The sequence below is a fragment of the Streptomyces sp. NPDC048696 genome, from assembly GCF_043198895.1.
Lineage (GTDB): Bacteria > Actinomycetota > Actinomycetes > Streptomycetales > Streptomycetaceae > Streptomyces.
In genome coordinates this window covers 253,565-268,732 of record NZ_JBICVJ010000009.1, presented here as the reverse complement: position 1 = coordinate 268,732, position 15,168 = coordinate 253,565, and the positions used below count along the sequence as shown (strand labels likewise).

General features: G+C 71.5%; 11 protein-coding genes and 2 pseudogenes. 4 read left to right on the top strand and 9 right to left on the bottom strand.

Translation table 11 applies throughout. From position 1 onward, the window contains the following. The 5 genes and pseudogenes from ACGFRG_RS21195 to ACGFRG_RS21175 form a co-directional block, all read right to left on the bottom strand. A pseudogene (locus tag ACGFRG_RS21195) lies at positions 1–1,233 on the bottom strand (lipopolysaccharide biosynthesis protein); the annotation flags it as partial. A gap of 105 nt (positions 1,234–1,338) precedes the next feature. Further along, positions 1,339–2,130 carry a polysaccharide deacetylase family protein gene (locus ACGFRG_RS21190; RefSeq protein ID WP_393265950.1) on the bottom strand — a complete coding sequence of 264 codons (792 nt, stop codon included), beginning with the start codon at positions 2,128–2,130 and terminating at the stop codon, positions 1,339–1,341. Next, positions 2,127–3,260, bottom strand: coding sequence for a glycosyltransferase family 2 protein (locus tag ACGFRG_RS21185; protein ID WP_393265948.1), 1,134 nt, complete (start codon positions 3,258–3,260; stop codon positions 2,127–2,129). The genes ACGFRG_RS21190 and ACGFRG_RS21185 overlap by 4 nt, the downstream gene beginning before the upstream one ends. Then, the gene (locus ACGFRG_RS21180) at positions 3,257–4,036 is read right to left on the bottom strand and encodes a glycosyltransferase family 2 protein (protein ID WP_361421579.1); all 780 of its coding nucleotides are present in this window, start codon (positions 4,034–4,036) and stop codon (positions 3,257–3,259) included. The genes ACGFRG_RS21185 and ACGFRG_RS21180 overlap by 4 nt, the downstream gene beginning before the upstream one ends. 437 nt (positions 4,037–4,473) lie before the next feature. Continuing rightward, on the bottom strand, positions 4,474–4,902 hold the full coding sequence (locus ACGFRG_RS21175) for a hypothetical protein (protein WP_393265945.1): 429 nt from the start codon (positions 4,900–4,902) through the stop codon (positions 4,474–4,476). A 259-nt stretch (positions 4,903–5,161) separates the two neighbouring features. On the opposite strand from ACGFRG_RS21175, the gene ACGFRG_RS21170 reads away from it, so the two are divergent. Then, complete coding sequence (locus ACGFRG_RS21170) at positions 5,162–5,971, top strand: SGNH/GDSL hydrolase family protein (RefSeq protein WP_361421326.1); 810 nt, start codon at positions 5,162–5,164, stop codon at positions 5,969–5,971. A 114-nt stretch (positions 5,972–6,085) separates the two neighbouring features. Here ACGFRG_RS21170 and ACGFRG_RS21165 read toward each other — a convergent pair whose 3' ends face one another. Next, complete coding sequence (locus ACGFRG_RS21165) at positions 6,086–7,759, bottom strand: protein kinase (RefSeq protein WP_393265942.1); 1,674 nt, start codon at positions 7,757–7,759, stop codon at positions 6,086–6,088. Between the two features lie 377 nt (positions 7,760–8,136). Between ACGFRG_RS21165 and ACGFRG_RS21160 the strand changes: the two genes are divergently transcribed. Then, positions 8,137–8,400 (top strand): hypothetical protein, encoded by a 264-nt coding sequence (locus tag ACGFRG_RS21160; RefSeq protein WP_361421320.1) that lies wholly within the window; start codon positions 8,137–8,139, stop codon positions 8,398–8,400. 158 nt (positions 8,401–8,558) lie between these two features. On the opposite strand, the pseudogene ACGFRG_RS21155 reads toward ACGFRG_RS21160, so the two are convergent. From ACGFRG_RS21155 to hmgA, 3 genes and pseudogenes are all read right to left on the bottom strand, one after another. Then, a pseudogene (locus ACGFRG_RS21155) lies at positions 8,559–9,723 on the bottom strand (type ISP restriction/modification enzyme). Between the two features lie 87 nt (positions 9,724–9,810). After that, positions 9,811–10,563 (bottom strand): GntR family transcriptional regulator, encoded by a 753-nt coding sequence (locus ACGFRG_RS21150; RefSeq protein WP_393265939.1) that lies wholly within the window; start codon positions 10,561–10,563, stop codon positions 9,811–9,813. A 116-nt stretch (positions 10,564–10,679) separates the two neighbouring features. Next, positions 10,680–11,999: a homogentisate 1,2-dioxygenase gene (gene hmgA, locus ACGFRG_RS21145; RefSeq protein WP_361421311.1), complete on the bottom strand. Its 1,320-nt coding sequence runs from the start codon at positions 11,997–11,999 to the stop codon at positions 10,680–10,682. Positions 12,000–12,097: 98 nt separating this feature from the next. Here hmgA and ACGFRG_RS21140 point away from each other — a divergent pair, with 98 nt between their 5' ends. Beyond that, positions 12,098–12,712, top strand: coding sequence for a TetR/AcrR family transcriptional regulator (locus ACGFRG_RS21140; RefSeq protein ID WP_361421576.1), 615 nt, complete (start codon positions 12,098–12,100; stop codon positions 12,710–12,712). A gap of 210 nt (positions 12,713–12,922) precedes the next feature. Then, positions 12,923–15,148: a molybdopterin oxidoreductase family protein gene (locus tag ACGFRG_RS21135; protein ID WP_393265935.1), complete on the top strand. Its 2,226-nt coding sequence runs from the start codon at positions 12,923–12,925 to the stop codon at positions 15,146–15,148. Positions 15,149–15,168 lie beyond the last annotated feature (20 nt).

Below are 15,168 nucleotides of genomic sequence, written 5' to 3'. Positions count from 1 at the left end.
CGGCTCAACCGCTGCCGGCTCCGCGTCCGGCGCCGAGCCGCGCAGCACCCCGTACAGCTTCGGTGCCGCGATGGTCGCTATCACGGCGAGGCTCGACGCCTCGGCGATGCCGACGCCTGTGAGGCCCATCGGCGGGAGCAGGGCGAGGGTCGAGCCGAGCACCAGGACGCACAACGCGCCCTGGAGGTAGGCGAGTCCGGCGGTACGGCTCTGCGCACGCAGGACCGCGAAGTACAGCTCGATCACCACCCGCAGCAGTGCTCCGGTCACCAGCAGGCGCAGCAGCGGCGTGGCGTAGTCCGCATAGCCCCGGCCGAAGACGCGCAGTACCAGCGGCGCGAGGACGAAGAGCGTGGCGCAGATCGGGACCACGATCTTCGTCATCCGGATCAGCGCGGCGCGCGCGTTGCGGCCGAGGCGGCTCGGGTCGTGGGCGCCCTCGACGGTCAGGGAGGCGCCCATGTTGATGGCGAGGACTTCGACCGTGCCGCCGATGGTGGCGGTGATGTAGAAGTACGCGTTGTCCGACGAGCTCACCTGGGAGGCGACGATCACCGGTACGAGATAGACCACGGCCAGCGCGAAGAGCGAGCCCGTGTAGTCGCCGGCCAGGAACCGGCCCAGCTCACGGTAGCCGGGCGGGCGTGCCGGCCCCGTGGTCAGCTCGACATGGCGCGGGACGAGGCGTCGGAAGACCAGCCATCCCAGCGGCAGTACGGAGACGGCGATGGCCGCGACCCAGGAGACGAAGACGCCCGTGGTGGGCAGAGAGGCGGCGACGGCGACCAGGAGCAGGAGCTTGACCGTGGAGAAGACGGTGTTGCCGATCGGGACCCAGAACGCACGGCGCAGCCCGGTCAGCACCCCGTCCTGAAGGGTGAGGATCGCCCAGGCGACGACGGAGGCGAGGAAGCCGAGGCCGTGCAGCGGTCCGTGCAGGAAGCGGTAGGAGGGGCCCCAGACGTTCAGAGTGAGGAGGAAGACCACGGCGGCGAGAGCGACGACGACCGCGCTGGCCGCGTAGGTACGGAAGACGAGTCGGCCGGTTCCGGCGCCGGAGACGGGGATGAAGCGGGCCAGCGCGCCGGTCAGGGTGAGCGCGGTGATCCCGGCGAGGAACTTCATCGCCGCGATGGCCGCCGAGCCCTGCCCGACCGCGTCCTCCGAGTAGTACCGCGCGGCCACCAACCAGTAGCCGAGGCCGAGGACCGCGCTGATACCGGTGTTGACCATCAGTGCGTAGGCGTTGCGGAAGAGCGGCGTGCCGTCACGTTTCTCCCGGGCGAGCGCTCTGCGCCGACGCGCCGTGGCCGTCTCGGTCACCGTCACCGTCACCGCTCACCTTCCGGCCAGAGCGCGCCCGGCCCGGCGTCCCCCGCGGACCAGGGCGTATCCCTTGGTGAGCGCGCGGTCCCGGGCGAAGGTGCGGGCGATGGCACGGCCCTCGACGACGCGGGCGAACTCGTCGATGCCGGTAGTGCGCCGGACGGTCACCCGCTCCAGGGCGTACGGGCCCTGCCGACGGCGGGCGAGCGCGTTGCCGACCGCCAGTGCCTGGGTGAAGCCGGCCGCCCGGACGGTGCGGCGCACCCGGCGGGTGGAGTAGCCGTACGGGTAGGCGAAGGAGAGCGGGCGGGTGCCCAGCTCCTCGGCGACGATCTCCTTGCAGCGCAGGGTCTCGAACCAGAGCTGTTCGTCGGGGAGCTGGTCCAGCTGGGGATGGGTGTGGCTGTGGCCACCGATCTCCGTGCCGGCGGCGGCCAGTTCCCGTACCTGGTCCCAGTCGAGCATGGTGTCGAGAGCGCCGCTCTCCTCGTGGGCGCCGCGCAGCCAGCCGGTCGAGACGAAGACAGTGGAGGCGAAGCCGTGCTTGGTGAGGACGGGGAGCGCGTGGCGGTGCACGCCCTCGTATCCGTCGTCGAAGGTGATCAGGACCGGTCGCGGCGGAAGCGCTCCCGCCGTGCGCCACGCGTGGGCCAGTTGGGCGGTGGTCAGGGGGGTGAAGCCCCGGTCGGCGAGCAGGGCCATCTGATCGGCGAAGGCGTCCGGCGAGACGGAGAGGCCGTAGGCGGCCCTGGCCGGGCGGTGGCCCATCGCGTGATACATGAGCACCGGCACGGGCGCGCTCATGCGGCCTCCCCCTCCTGCGCACCCGAAGGCGCCCCACCCGGCTGCTGCCCGCGCGAAAGTTCCCCGCCCGACCGTTCTCCACCCGACCGTTCTCCGCCCGACGCATCCCAGCCCGGCCGTTCCTCGCTACCTGCGATCGGAGCCACCTCGAAGACGACCCCGCCCCGGCGTGCCCGGAGCGTGCCGAGCAGGTACCCTCCGGTCGCCGCCGCCACACCCGTCACGATCGCGGCCGCGCGCCCCGCGCCGCCCGGCCGGCCGAGCACCGCGTCCCGTACTCCTCGTACGACACCGGCCGGAAGCACCCGGGTCGTATAGCGGCGTTCCGATTCAAGTCCCTTGGTGGCGCCCACACTTCGGGCCACCAGGGCCTTGGAAAGGCCCTCGGCGTACGTCCGGGTGCGGAAGTAGGCGAAGTGTTCGCGGACGGACGGGACGCGGTGGTGGATCACCGCGCGGTCGTCGATCAACAGCACCGCGTCGGGCAGCGCGCGGGTGAGCCGGATGCAGAGTTCGGTCTCCTCGCCGCCCAGCGGCCGCTTGTCGCCGTCGCGGCCGATGCCGCAGGCGAATCCGCCGACCGCGTCGAAGGCGGTGCGGCGGAAGGAGGCGTTGCCGCCCAGGACGTTGCGGACCCGCACCCGGCCGGGCGGCAGGCCCCGGTACGTACAGCCGACCACCCAGTCGAACTCCTCGGGGAACCACGCGGGTCGGCGGCCCGAGGACCAGGCGGGCACGGTGCGCCCGCCGACCGCCATGACCCGGGGGTCGGCGTAGCCCTCGGCGAAGTGCCGCAGCCAGTCGCGCTCGGCCACGGCGTCGTCGTCGAGGAACGCCACGAACTCGCCCCGGGCGGCGGCGATCCCGGTGTTGCGTCCGGCCGAGAGGCCACGGGGGCCCGCGTTGGCGAGCACCCGCACCTCCCCGTCGGCCGCGTACCGCTCGTACTCCGCTCCGAGCCGTTCGAGCAGTGCCCGGTTGTGGTCCACGACCAGCAGCGTCTCCAGAGCCGGATGTGACTGATGGCGCACGGAGGAGACCGCCGCGAGGATGTCCTCCCAGCGGTCCTCGGTGTACACGCAGACCACCACGGAGAACGCGCGGGTCCGACGGTCGGCCGAGACGGTCAAGACAGTTCTCCCCGGCGGGCGTTGAGGCCGATCATCTGCGGACGGCGGTGCGCCCGGGGCACGGACTTCTCCTGGAGGATCACCTTGAGCACCCGGATGCCGTCGCGCACCGCGCTCAGGTTGGAGACGCCGTGGATCCGGTTGTACTCGTGGCTGGGAACCTCCTGGACCCGCAGCCCGGCCTTGACGATCCTGATGTTGATCAGGGTCTCTATCTCGAAGCCGCTGCAGTCCAGGACGATCTTGTCGAGGCAGTGCGCCCAGAAGGCGTTGTAGCCGTAGCAGAGGTCGGTGTATCTGGCGCCGAACTTGCGGTTGACGATGGAGCACAGGGCCCGGTTGCCGAGCTTGCGGATCGGCGTCATGTCGTCGGTGCCGCCGCCGTTGGCGAAGCGGGAGCCCTTGGCGAAGTCGGCGCCGCCGACCAGCGCGGAGACATAGCTGACGATCTCCTCGCCGTCGGCCGAGCCGTCCGCGTCGACCATCACGATGATGTCCCCGGTGCAGGCGGCGAATCCGCTGATGAGGGCGTCTCCCTTGCCCTTGCCGACCTGCTTGACGACCTTGACCCCGGGCCACAGTTCGCGGGCCACCCGTACCGTGTCGTCCGTGGAATTCCCGTCGACCAGGACGACTTCGTGGATCCAGTCCGGAAGTGTCTTGAAGACGTACGGGAGGTTTTCCGCCTCGTTCATGGCGGGGATCACGACGCTCACCGGCGGCGCGATCGCGAGATTCGGCGAGACCGCGCGGTAACGCGCGGAATCGGCCGGTATTCGAGTGGCTTCGCCGTCGGCGGCCGGGCCGTCCGACGGGCTGTTCGCGGCACCGTCCGGTGGCACGATGAAGAGATCTTGCTCCCGGCTCGCCGGGCGCACAGAAGAGCTCACGAGTCTCTGTCCCTCTCGTCCGGTGGACCGCCCGCCCCCGGGCAGTCCGGATGAGTATCCGGTTACGAAAGGGGGGTTCCCACCCCGGTCATGACGGTCTGGCACTCCGTGCTGAGGTGAGCTGGCTTTGCTGGCCGCGCGGCCCGTGACCGGTCGAGAACGCACGAAGACCGAGCACGGTACCCCCCTAGCGCGTCCCGCCCCGGCCGCCCCTCGCGGCGCTTGAGCCCTCCCCTAGAGCCGCTTTGCATGATGAGCCGATGCGGGTGGATGTAAGACGGTATTGATGATTGGGGCCATATGGCAAGGCCTGGAACGTGGCCTCACGTTTTTGGGTTTTTGACCATTCTCGACCGGTCGGTTGCGGAGCGATTTACTCCCGTTCCCGCAAGGAAAAGAAGAAAGCTGATCACCGCGACCATAATGATCTCGCTGCGCACGGACCGGACTTCGATGATCGCCATTGTTTCGGCGATCACCAGATTGATGAGTACCGCGCCTGAGAAAGACGCCACCGCGCGCGTGAGCGGTTCCAGTCGGCGCAACGCGAAAGCCAATGCCTCGGCGGGCGCGGCGATCAGGAAGAAAAGCGCGAGCGGCGCGCGCAGGGGGGAGTCGAGCGGGATGTAGGCGAGGGCGGCGCCGACCGCCGAGACGGCGAGCGCGGCGCCGCTCAGCGCGGCCGCGAGGTCGTCGCGGGCCGATGCTCCGTCATGCCGTGGGTCCGACGGGGCCGTAGGCGTCCTGGCCACTTCGTTCCTCTGTGTTCCTCCGCGCCGCTTCGCCGTTCCGCGTGCGGCGGGGCTCCAATGTGGCGCAGCCCGTGAGAGCCGTCAAGGCAAGAGTCGTGCAGTGAAGTTTCCTGCGGTGAAGGTCAATTGATGGGAACTCAGGGTCAGGGTTTCCCCCGATGTAGTGGATTTCTGAAAGTTCTTGGCATGTCCACTTCCGGTGATCCCTACTCGCTGGTACCACATCTGTGGCGGATATCCCGCACTAGGAGGCCCCCACATGAAGCTCTCCCGTATGACGGCCTATGTGTCGTCGATCTTCCTGGCCGCCGCTTTCGCCCTTACCGGGGCAGGCGTGGCCAACGCCGCGACCCAGGCCACAGGCACCGACTATGTGGCGCTCGGCGACTCCTACTCCTCGGGAGTGGGAACCGGTGTGTACGACAGCTCCAGTGGTTCCTGCAAGCGCTCGCCCAAGGCATACCCGTCCCTGTGGGCGGCGTCCCACGCCCCCGCCTCGTTCGCCTTCACCGCCTGTTCGGGCGCCACGACCGACGACGTGAAGGCCAGTCAGCTCGGCCCGCTCAGCGACGCCACCGACCTCGTCTCGATCACCATCGGCGGCAATGACGCCGGGTTCTCCGACGTCATGACCACCTGCGTGCTGAACTCGCAGTCCACCTGCATCAACCGCATCAACCAGGCGCGCGACTACGCCGACAACGTACTGCCCGGAAAGCTCGACTCCGTCTACGACTCGATCAGAGCCAAGGCCCCCAACGCGCACGTCGTCGTCATCGGCTACCCGCACTTCTACAAGATCGGCGGCGGCTGCTTCTTCGGTCTGAGCGACACCTCGCGCGCCGCGATCAACAGTGCGGCGGACGAGCTCAACACGGTCACCGCCAAGCGCGCGGCCGACCACGGCTTCACCTTCGCCTCGGTCGTCCCGGCCTTCACCGGCCATGAGATCTGCTCCGGCAGCCCTTGGCTGAACAGCGTGGTCTGGACCAACATCGGCGAGTCCTACCACCCGACCGCCGCCGGGCAGTCGGGCGGCTATCTGCCCACCTTCGCGTCCGTGGCCTGATCCGCACGAGCGCATCCGAGTACTGGCGCATCTGAGTACCACCGCACACCTCAGTACCACCGCACCTCAGTACGAGCACATCTCAGTGCGAGCACATCTCAGTGCGAGCACATCTCAGCCGGCGGGTGAAGCGGAGCCGCCGCCCGCCGGCGCCGTGTACGAGGAGGAGGCCCCGCCCGTCGGGGTCTTCTCCGTACACGTGACGGTGTACGAAACGGAGTCGGAGCTCGCCGTGACCGGGGAGCGGACCTCCAGCTGCACCGCGTTGTGCAGGGTCTTCCCCGCCTGGTATCCCGACTCGATGTGCGACACCTGCTTGGTCCTCGCGTCGCCCGACCCGAAACTCAGCGTCTTCCAGCCCGGGTCCGACGACTCACCGGTCGCCGTCACCCAGCGGTACTGGACGTCCACCGGCGTACGCCCCACGGTGAACACCGCCAGCACGGCCGGAGCCGCCCCGTCCGGCGGCGGGCAGCTGCCCTCGTAACTCCCGCGTACGGACCGGAGGGACACCTTCACGGACTGCGCGGGCGGTGCCGACGTGGTGGGGCTGTGGCTGGCGGGAATGGTGGTGTCGGTGGTGGCCGTGGTGGCGCCCGCGCCGCCGTGGCTCGCCGTGGTCCCGTCGCTGCGGCTCGCGGTGATCGTGACCTGGCCGGTGCCGGGGGGTGTGTTCGAGCCCGAACCGCTCGACCCGTCGCTGCGCGCCAGCGCCCACGCGAGCCCGCCGAGTGCCAGCAGCAGGACCACCACACCCGCCAACAGCACGACTCCCGGGCGCCGTTGACGCTCCGGCGGCTGCTGGGTGGTGGTCGAGGCGTCCGAGCCGTACGGGCCCGACGGCGCCGGGATCGGCAGGGGCGGCGTCCGGGCGGCACCCGGATCCCCGGCCGTGATCGTCGTGCTGCTGTACGGGCCCACGGGCATCGGGGGAGTCCCGTACGCGGAGCCGACGGAGCCGCCCGCGCCCACCACGCGCAGCTGATGCTCGGCCTGCTCGGCGGAGATCCGATCCGCCGGGTCCTTGCGCAGCAGCCCCTCGATCACCGGGGCCAGCGGGCCCGCGCGGCGCGGCGGCGGCATCTCCTCGTCGACCACCGCCCGCAGCGTGGAGAGCGGGGTGTCGTGCCGGAACGGCGAATTCCCCTCGACCGCCGCGTACAACAGGACGCCGAGCGACCACAGGTCCGACGCGGGTCCCGGGGTGCGCCCCAAGGCCCGCTCCGGCGCGAGGAATTCGGGCGAGCCGACGACCTCGCCGGTCATGGTGAGCGTGGACGTCCCCGCCACCGTCGCGATCCCGAAGTCGGTGAGCACCACCCGGCCGTCGTTGGCCAGCAGCACATTGGCGGGCTTCACGTCACGGTGCAGCACTCCCGCCTCGTGCGCGGCGCGCAGGGCGGCGATGACCTCGGCGCCGATGTGTCCGGCCCGCTGCGGCGGCATCGGCCCTTCCGCTTCCAGTACGTCCGAGAGCGCGAGCCCGCGTACCAGCTCCATCACGATCCACGGGCGGCCGTCCTCGGTCGCCACGTCGTAGACCGTCACCACGTTGCGGTGCGAGATGCGGGCCGCCGCCCAGGCCTCGCGCTCCAGACGGCTGTACAGCCGGTGCTCGTCCGTGGAATCGAGCCCGACCGGCGCGCGCACCTCCTTCACCGCTACCTCGCGCCCCAGAATCTCGTCGCGCGCCCGCCACACCTCGCCCATGCCACCACGGCCGAGCGGGGACAGCAGTCGGTAGCGACCCGCGACAACGCGCTGCTCACTGCCCGGCACTTCGCTCACTGGCGAGCCTCCTCCATGACGGTGAGACCACAACGGCGAATCCATTCCAAATTAGCTCAGGTGACCGCCTCCGCAGCCCCCTTCGTGGCGACCTGCGGCGCCGCGCGATCACTCACGGTGAGCATGTGACGGCCCGTGAGATCCGGACGCGGGATCACCGAGCCCGACCCGGCCGCCAGTTGCGGCGGCGCGGGCGCGCTCATCTGCCTCTTGTCCAACTCGCCCTGGAACCATGCGTATTCGGAGAGTAGCCATCGGGGAATCGTCAACGTTCCCCGGGAGAGGTGAATCCCGCAACCGGGATACACGAGTGTGATGCGAGGGCGATAGGGTTACCCTGCCCGGGGCCGGGTGCCCTCGTATGGGTGGGGAGTGACATGGAACAGATAACAATGCGCAGCAGGGCGAGAGTCCCTGCCATCACCTGCGGGAGCAGTGCGACCAGCTCGCGGCTCGACCGCCACCTCTCGGTGCTGGGCGGTCCTGCCGTCCCGCAGCGCGAGGCGGCCGAGGCCACGTTGCTGATGCGCGAACTGACCTCGCGTGATCTTGCGCACAGCCGGAGGAGCAAGAGCGCCCGCGTCTCGCTCTTCGCCCCGCTGCGGCGCCTGCGCCGCTCGCTCTTCGGCAGCCGCGGCTGAATCCCACGACAGCTCACGACCAGTGACTTCCTGAAACGCGCGCAGGCGTTCACGCCGTCCCGGCGCAAGCGCTGCTGTCAGCTCTTCTGTCACCCCAGGGCTCACAGCAGCGCTTCGGTGTGCCCGCCCGCAGCCGCACCCACCTGCCGTGGTGACGTTCAGAGCAGCGCGAACTGACCGCCGGGGCCTTCCTCGGGGTGGTCGAGTACGGATGCGGGGCGGCGGGCCGAGGCCGGGACCGGCAGGACGCGTGCGTCGACCAGGTCCGCGGGCGTGAATCGGTCGCCGTCCCCCGACACCTCCCCGGCTGTGGGGAGTTCGCTCAGCAGGGCCAGCGCGGTGATCAGCTCCAGGAGCTCGGAGGTCCACTCCTGCGGCCAGGACGCGGGCCGGATCGCCTCCAGAGTGCCCGGCTCGCCCGCCTCCGTACGCCGCTCGAACCACAGCTCCAGTACGCGTACGCCGCTCACCCGGTACTCCCAGGCGCCGGGCGGTACCGGCGAGATGCGGCCCTCGCCGAGATGCAGGGCCTCGTCGTTGGGGTCGTAGCGCAGCTCGTCCGGGCGGGCCGGGATCGCGGCCCGGACATACGGCCTGCGTCCGCCGGGGTTTCTCGCCGCCGCGTGTGCCGCGCAGCATCAGGGCGATGGCGCGGTGGCCCGACTCGACGCCGGCGGCCCAGCGCCGGGGGTCGGCGGTGAGGGGCAGCGCGCATCCGGCGGGTGTGGCGCGGGCGGTGGCGACGGTCCAGGCGAGCAGGTCCTCGGGACCGACATCGTGGCCGTACGCCTTGCCGAGGAAGGTGAGCAGGCCGGGGGCGATGTTGGGTTCGGCCGCGCCGGGACGGCGGTAGAGGGGGCGGATGCGGCCGGGTCGGCCGGCGGGGGAGCGGCCGTCGGGGAGCAGGGCCGAGACGGTGAGGGCCTGGCCTGCCGTGCGCGCGGCCCCGGCCGGTTGGGGTACGTGTCCCTGCTCGACCGCGAACAGCTGGCGTTCGTCGGCGACGCGCCACAGCTCGGGGCGGGCGGCGTCGAGGAGGCGATGGTCCGGTATCAGCCACTGGTGGTCGAAGGGGCCGTGGGTGATGCGGCGGGGTGTGGGGCAGGGGCCCGTCTCGCGGCTCAGGGGGCCGGTGTTGGCGGGGGCGCCGGGCAGGGCGGGGGTGGTGGTGCGGAGTGTGCGGGTGCGGGTGGCGTGGAAGAGCCGGTCGCGCTCGTCGCCCTCGGCTCGTACGAGGGCGTCCCAACGGGCCCTGAGCGCACGGTCGTCCGGTCCGACCACCCACGCCCGCCCGGTCCGCAGCGGCGCCACGGACCAGGGCATCAGATCATCGAGCAGATGCAAGTCGTCACTCACGGGGGGCCATGGTAGGCGGTCCTGTGGAAGTCCGATGCGGTTCCGCGCGCCCCCTCACCGCGCCTCCACCGTCACCGAGAACGAGAACCGGTCGCCCCGGTAGCGGATTTGGGCCACGTCGACCACCCGGCCCGTCGCGTCGTACGTCACCCCTGTGTAGTGGAGGATCGGGGACAGGAGGGGGACCTGGAGGAGTTCCGCCGTCGTCGGGTCCGCCAGGCGGGCTTCCACGGTGTCCGTGATGCGGCTGATGCGGACGCCCACCGCGTCCCGCAGCACCTTGGTCATGGGCCAGCGTTCGAGGTCACAGAGCTCGATGGACGCCGCGAGTTCCGGACGGACCGCGTTCTCCGCCCAGTTGGTGGGCTCCCCGGTCTTGCCGTCGCGGCGCAGGCGGCGATAGGTGACGACCGAGGCGCAGTCGGGGAAGTACTCCGCGAGTTCCCCCGGCACCGGCCCGGGGCCGTGCCCCAGGATCGTCGTCGGCTCGCCCGACTGCTGGGCCACGATCGCGTCGATCGAGCCGAGCAGCCGGACGGGCGCCCCGCGCCGGGCGGCCGGCTCGATGAACGTGCCGCGCCGCCGGTGCCGGGTGATCAGCCCCTCCTCCTCCAGCTCCTTGAGCGCCTGCCGCATGGTCAGCACGCTCACCCCGTAGTGCGCGGCCAGCTGCTCCTCGGTGGGCAGCCGCAGCGAGGCGTCCGGGGTGCGGCCGAGTATCGAGGCGCGCAGGGACTGCGAGACCTGGTACCAGAGCGGCAGCTTGCGGTTCAGGACCAGCGAGTCGGGAGCGAAGGATGAGGTCACAGTGGCTCCCTATCAGGCGAACGGCAGAAGCGGAAGACGCTGCTCAGGGGGCGGAAGCCCCGGGCCGGGTGCGCGCAGGCGGCGGCTCGGGGGCCAAGAGCCCGGGGCCGTGGTGCTCAGGGGCGGAAGTGGCGCTCCATGCCCCGCCACACCTCGTCATACCCCCGCTGGAGATGATCCGCCGACGCCGCCTGCTCCGTCGCCGTCACCGGCCAGCGCGTCTCGAACATGAAGGCGAGACCGTCGTCGATCTTCTGCGGCTTCAGCTCGGCGGCGCTGGCCTTGTCGAACGTCTCACGGTCGGGGCCGTGCGCCGACATCATGTTGTGGAGCGAGCCGCCGCCCGGCACGAATCCCTCCGCCTTCGCGTCGTACGCGCCCTCGATCAGGCCCATGTACTCGCTCATCACATTGCGGTGGAAGTACGGCGGCCGGAACGTGTCCTCGCCCACCAGCCAGCGCGGTGCGAACACCACGAAGTCCACGCCCGCCAGGCCCGGCGTGTCCGACGGGGAGGTGAGCACCGTGAAGATCGACGGGTCCGGGTGATCGTAGGAGATGCTGCCGATGACGTTGAACCGGTGCAGGTCGTAGACGTACGGGACGTGGTTGCCGTGCCACGCGACGACGTCCAGCGGGGAGTGGTCGTACGTCGCCGACCAGAGGTTGCCGCAGAACTTGTTGACCACCTCCACCGGACCCTCGCTCTCCTCGTACGCCGCCACCGGCGCCCGGAAGTCGCGCGCGTTGGCGAGGCCGTTGGCGCCGATCGGGCCGAGGTCGGGGAGCTGGAAGGGCTGGCCGTAGTTCTCGCAGACGTAACCACGCGCCGTCTCGTCCAGGAGCTCGACACGGAAGCGCACGCCGCGCGGGATCAGCGCGACCTCGCCGGGGCGGGCGGCGAGCAGGCCCAGCTCGGTGCGGAGCAGCAGCCCGCCGCGCTCGGGGACGATCAGGAGCTCGCCGTCCGCGTCGCTGAACACCCGCTCCATGGGCGCGTTGGCGTGGTAGAGGTGCACCGCCATGCCCGTGCGCTGGGTGGCGTCGCCGTTGCCGCCGAGCGTCCACAGGCCCGCCAGCCAGTCCGTCCCGGCCACCGGCTCCGGCAGCGGGTTCCAGCGCAGCCGGTTGGGGTCGGGGACCGTCTCCGTGAAGGGCGCGCTGCGCAGGTTGCCGTTGTCGGTCCGTACGAACGCGGGGTGCGCCGCCGACGGTGTGATCCGGTAGAGCCAGGAGCGGCGGTTGTGCGCCCTCGGCTCGGTGAAGGCCGAACCGCTCAGCTGTTCCGCGTAGAGGCCGAGCGGGGCGCGCTGCGGCGAGTTCCGGCCGTCGGGCAGAGCGCCGGGAACCGCCTCCGAGCTGTGCTCGTTGCCGAACCCGGAGGAGTACGCGAGCGCCTCCGCCGTCTTCCTGGCCTGCTCGCTGCTGGTCGTCATCGTCCGCTCCCGCCGCCGAAGGAATCCTGGAATCCTATGGGCCACCGTAGGATTCCGATTCGACCACGTCAACGGCAAAATCGGCCGGGCGCGGCATGATGGGCCCCGTGCCCCATGCGAACCTCCGCCGCGCACCGGTGCAGCAGCGCAGTGCCCAGCGCCTCAGCCGCATCCTCGACGCCTGCGCCGAGCTCCTGGACGAGACCGGCTACGACGAGCTGTCCACCCGGGCCGTGGCCCAGCGGGCCGGGGTGCCCATCGGGTCGGTGTACCGGTTCTTCAGCAACAAGCGCGCGATGGCGGAGGCCCTGGCCGCGCGCAACCTGGACCGGTTCGCCGAGATCGTCGGCGCCCGGCTGGGCACGATCGAGGCCGAGGACTGGCGCGGCGCGATCGACGCGGTGCTGGACGAGTACCTGGTCCTGAAGAAGACCGTGCCCGGCTTCAACCTCGTCGACTTCGGCGGGCCGCAGCCGGTCGCCGACCCGGCCTCCGACGCCAACCACCTGCTCGCCGACCGCCTCGCCGAACTGCTTCCGGCCCAGTTCGGCCGCGCCCCCGACGCCGAGCTCCGCCGGACCATCCTGGTCGCCGTGGAAGCCGCCGACGCCCTGCTGAGGCTCGCCTTCCGTACGGATCCGGAAGGCGATCCGGGGATCGTGGCGGAGACCCGGGAGCTGCTGCACGCGTATCTGGCGCGGACGCTGGGCTGAGCGGCACGCCTCCCGTCCCCGGCCCCGTCCTTGGCTCCACTCCTGGCCCCACCCCACCCCTGGCCCCACCCCACCCCTGGCCCCGCTCCACCCTGGCCCCGCGCCGTCCTGCCCCGCGCCCGCATCGGCCGCGCACTTCTCTGGCCTCCATGCCTACCGGTCGGTATGCTCGGGACCGCCCGTGCGCCACCGCCGCCCTGGGGAGGACGAATGTCCCGCACAGCCCTCCGCATCTGCCCGCTCTGCGAAGCCACCTGCGGGCTGACCCTGACCGTCGAGGGGACGCGGGTCACCGGCGCCCGCGGCGACCGGGACGATGTGTTCAGCCAAGGCTTCATCTGCCCCAAGGGCGCCTCCTTCGGCGAGGTCGACGGCGACCCCGACCGGCTCACCGCACCCCTGGTCCGCCGTAACGGCGTGCTGGAGCAGGCGAGTTGGGACGAGGCGTTCGACCTGGTCGCCGCCCGGCTGCGGCCGCTGATCGAGGAGTACGGGGCGAACGCGGTCGGGGTCGTGCTCGGCAACCCCAATGTCCACACCATGGCCGGGGCCCTGTATCCGCCCGTACTGCTCGGCGGGCTGCGGACCAGGAACCTGTTCACCGCGAGCACGCTCGACCAGATGCCCAAGCACGTCTCCAGCGGGCTGCTCTTCGGCGACCCGTTCGCGATCCCGGTGCCGGATCTGGACCGTACGGACCATCTGCTGCTGCTCGGCGCCAACCCGCTGGAGTCCAACGGGAGTCTGTGCACGGCGCCCGACTTCCCGGGCCGGCTCAAGGCGCTGCGCGGGCGCGGCGGCACCCTCACCGTGGTCGACCCGCGCCGCACCCGCACCGCCAAGCTGGCCGACCGGCACGTGGCCCCGCGCCCGGGCACGGACGCGCTGCTGCTCGCCGCGCTCGCGCACGTACTCTTCGAGGAGAAGCTGACCTCGCTCGGGGAGCTCGCGGAGCACGTCGAGGGGCTGGCCGAAGTCCAGGACGCGGTACGGGAGTTCACGCCCGAGGCGGCCGGGGCGGCCTGTGGGCTCGACCCGGACGAGATCCGCGTCCTGGCCCGGGAGCTCGCGGCCGCGCCCACCGCCGCCGTCTACGGCCGTATCGGCAGCTGCACCGTGGAGCACGGCACCCTCGCCAGCTGGCTCGTCGACGTGCTCAACATCCTCACCGGCAACCTCGACCGGCCCGGCGGCGCGCTCTTCCCGCTCTCCGCCACCGACAAGTCGCCCCGCCCGGCAGGCCCCGGCAAGGGGTTCGCCATCGGCCGCTGGCACAGCCGGGTCGGCGGACACGCGGAGGCCAAGTCCGAGCTGCCCATCGCCGCCCTGGCCGAGGAGATCGAGACACCGGGGGACGGGCAGATCCGCGCGCTGATCGTCAGCGCCGCCAACCCCGTGCTCTCGGCCCCCGACGGCGACCGGCTCGACCGGGCGCTGGCCGGGCTCGACTTCATGGTCAGCGTCGACCCGTATCTCAACGAGACCTCGCGCCACGCCGATGTGGTGCTGCCCCCGCCGCCGCCCTCGCAGAGCGCCCACTTCGACTTCGCCTTCAACACCTTCGCCGTGCGCAACCAGGTCCGCTACACCCGGGCCGCCGTCCCGCTCGCCGAGGGCAGGCTCGACGAGTGCGAGATCCACGCCCGGCTGGTGCTCGCCGCGACCGGGATGCACGGCGCCCCGGCGGACGCCGTCGACGCGCTGGTCGTCGAGCGCACGCTCGGCAAGGCCGTCGCCGATCCGCACTCGGCGGTGCACGGACAGGACCCCGAGGAGCTCGCCGCGCGGCTCACCGGCGAGAGCGGTCCCGAGCGGCGGCTGGACATGATGCTGCGGCTCGGGCCGTACGGGGACGGCTTCGGCGCCGACCCGGACGGGCTCACCCTGGAGCGCGTACTGGCCAGTCCGCACGGCATCGACCTGGGGCCGCTGCGGCCGCGCCTGGCGCAGGTGGTCAGGACCCGCAGCGGGCGCGTCGAGCTGCTGCCGGGCCCGATCGCCGACGACCTGCCCCGGCTGCGCGCGGCACTCGGCGAGCGCCCGGCCGGTCTCGTCCTGGTGGGCCGGCGCCATCTGCGCTCCAACAACAGCTGGCTGCACAACATCCCGTCCCTGAACGGCGGTTCCAACCGCTGCACCCTCCATGTGCACCCCGAGGACGCGGCGCGGCTCGGACTCGCCGACGGCGACCCCGTACGCGTCAAGGCCGACGGGGGTGAGGTGGCGGCTCCCGTGGAGATCACCGACGCCGTCCGCGCGGGTGTGGTCAGCCTGCCGCACGGCTGGGGCCACAACCGTCCCGGCACCCGCCTCGGGGTTGCGGCCGTTCGGCCCGGCGTCAACGTCAACCAGCTGCTCGACGGCTCCCGGCTCGACCCGCTGTCGGGGACGGCGGTGCTCAACGGCTTCCCGGTCGAGCTGATCGCACTTCGCTGACCCGGGCTCAGCTGACCTGG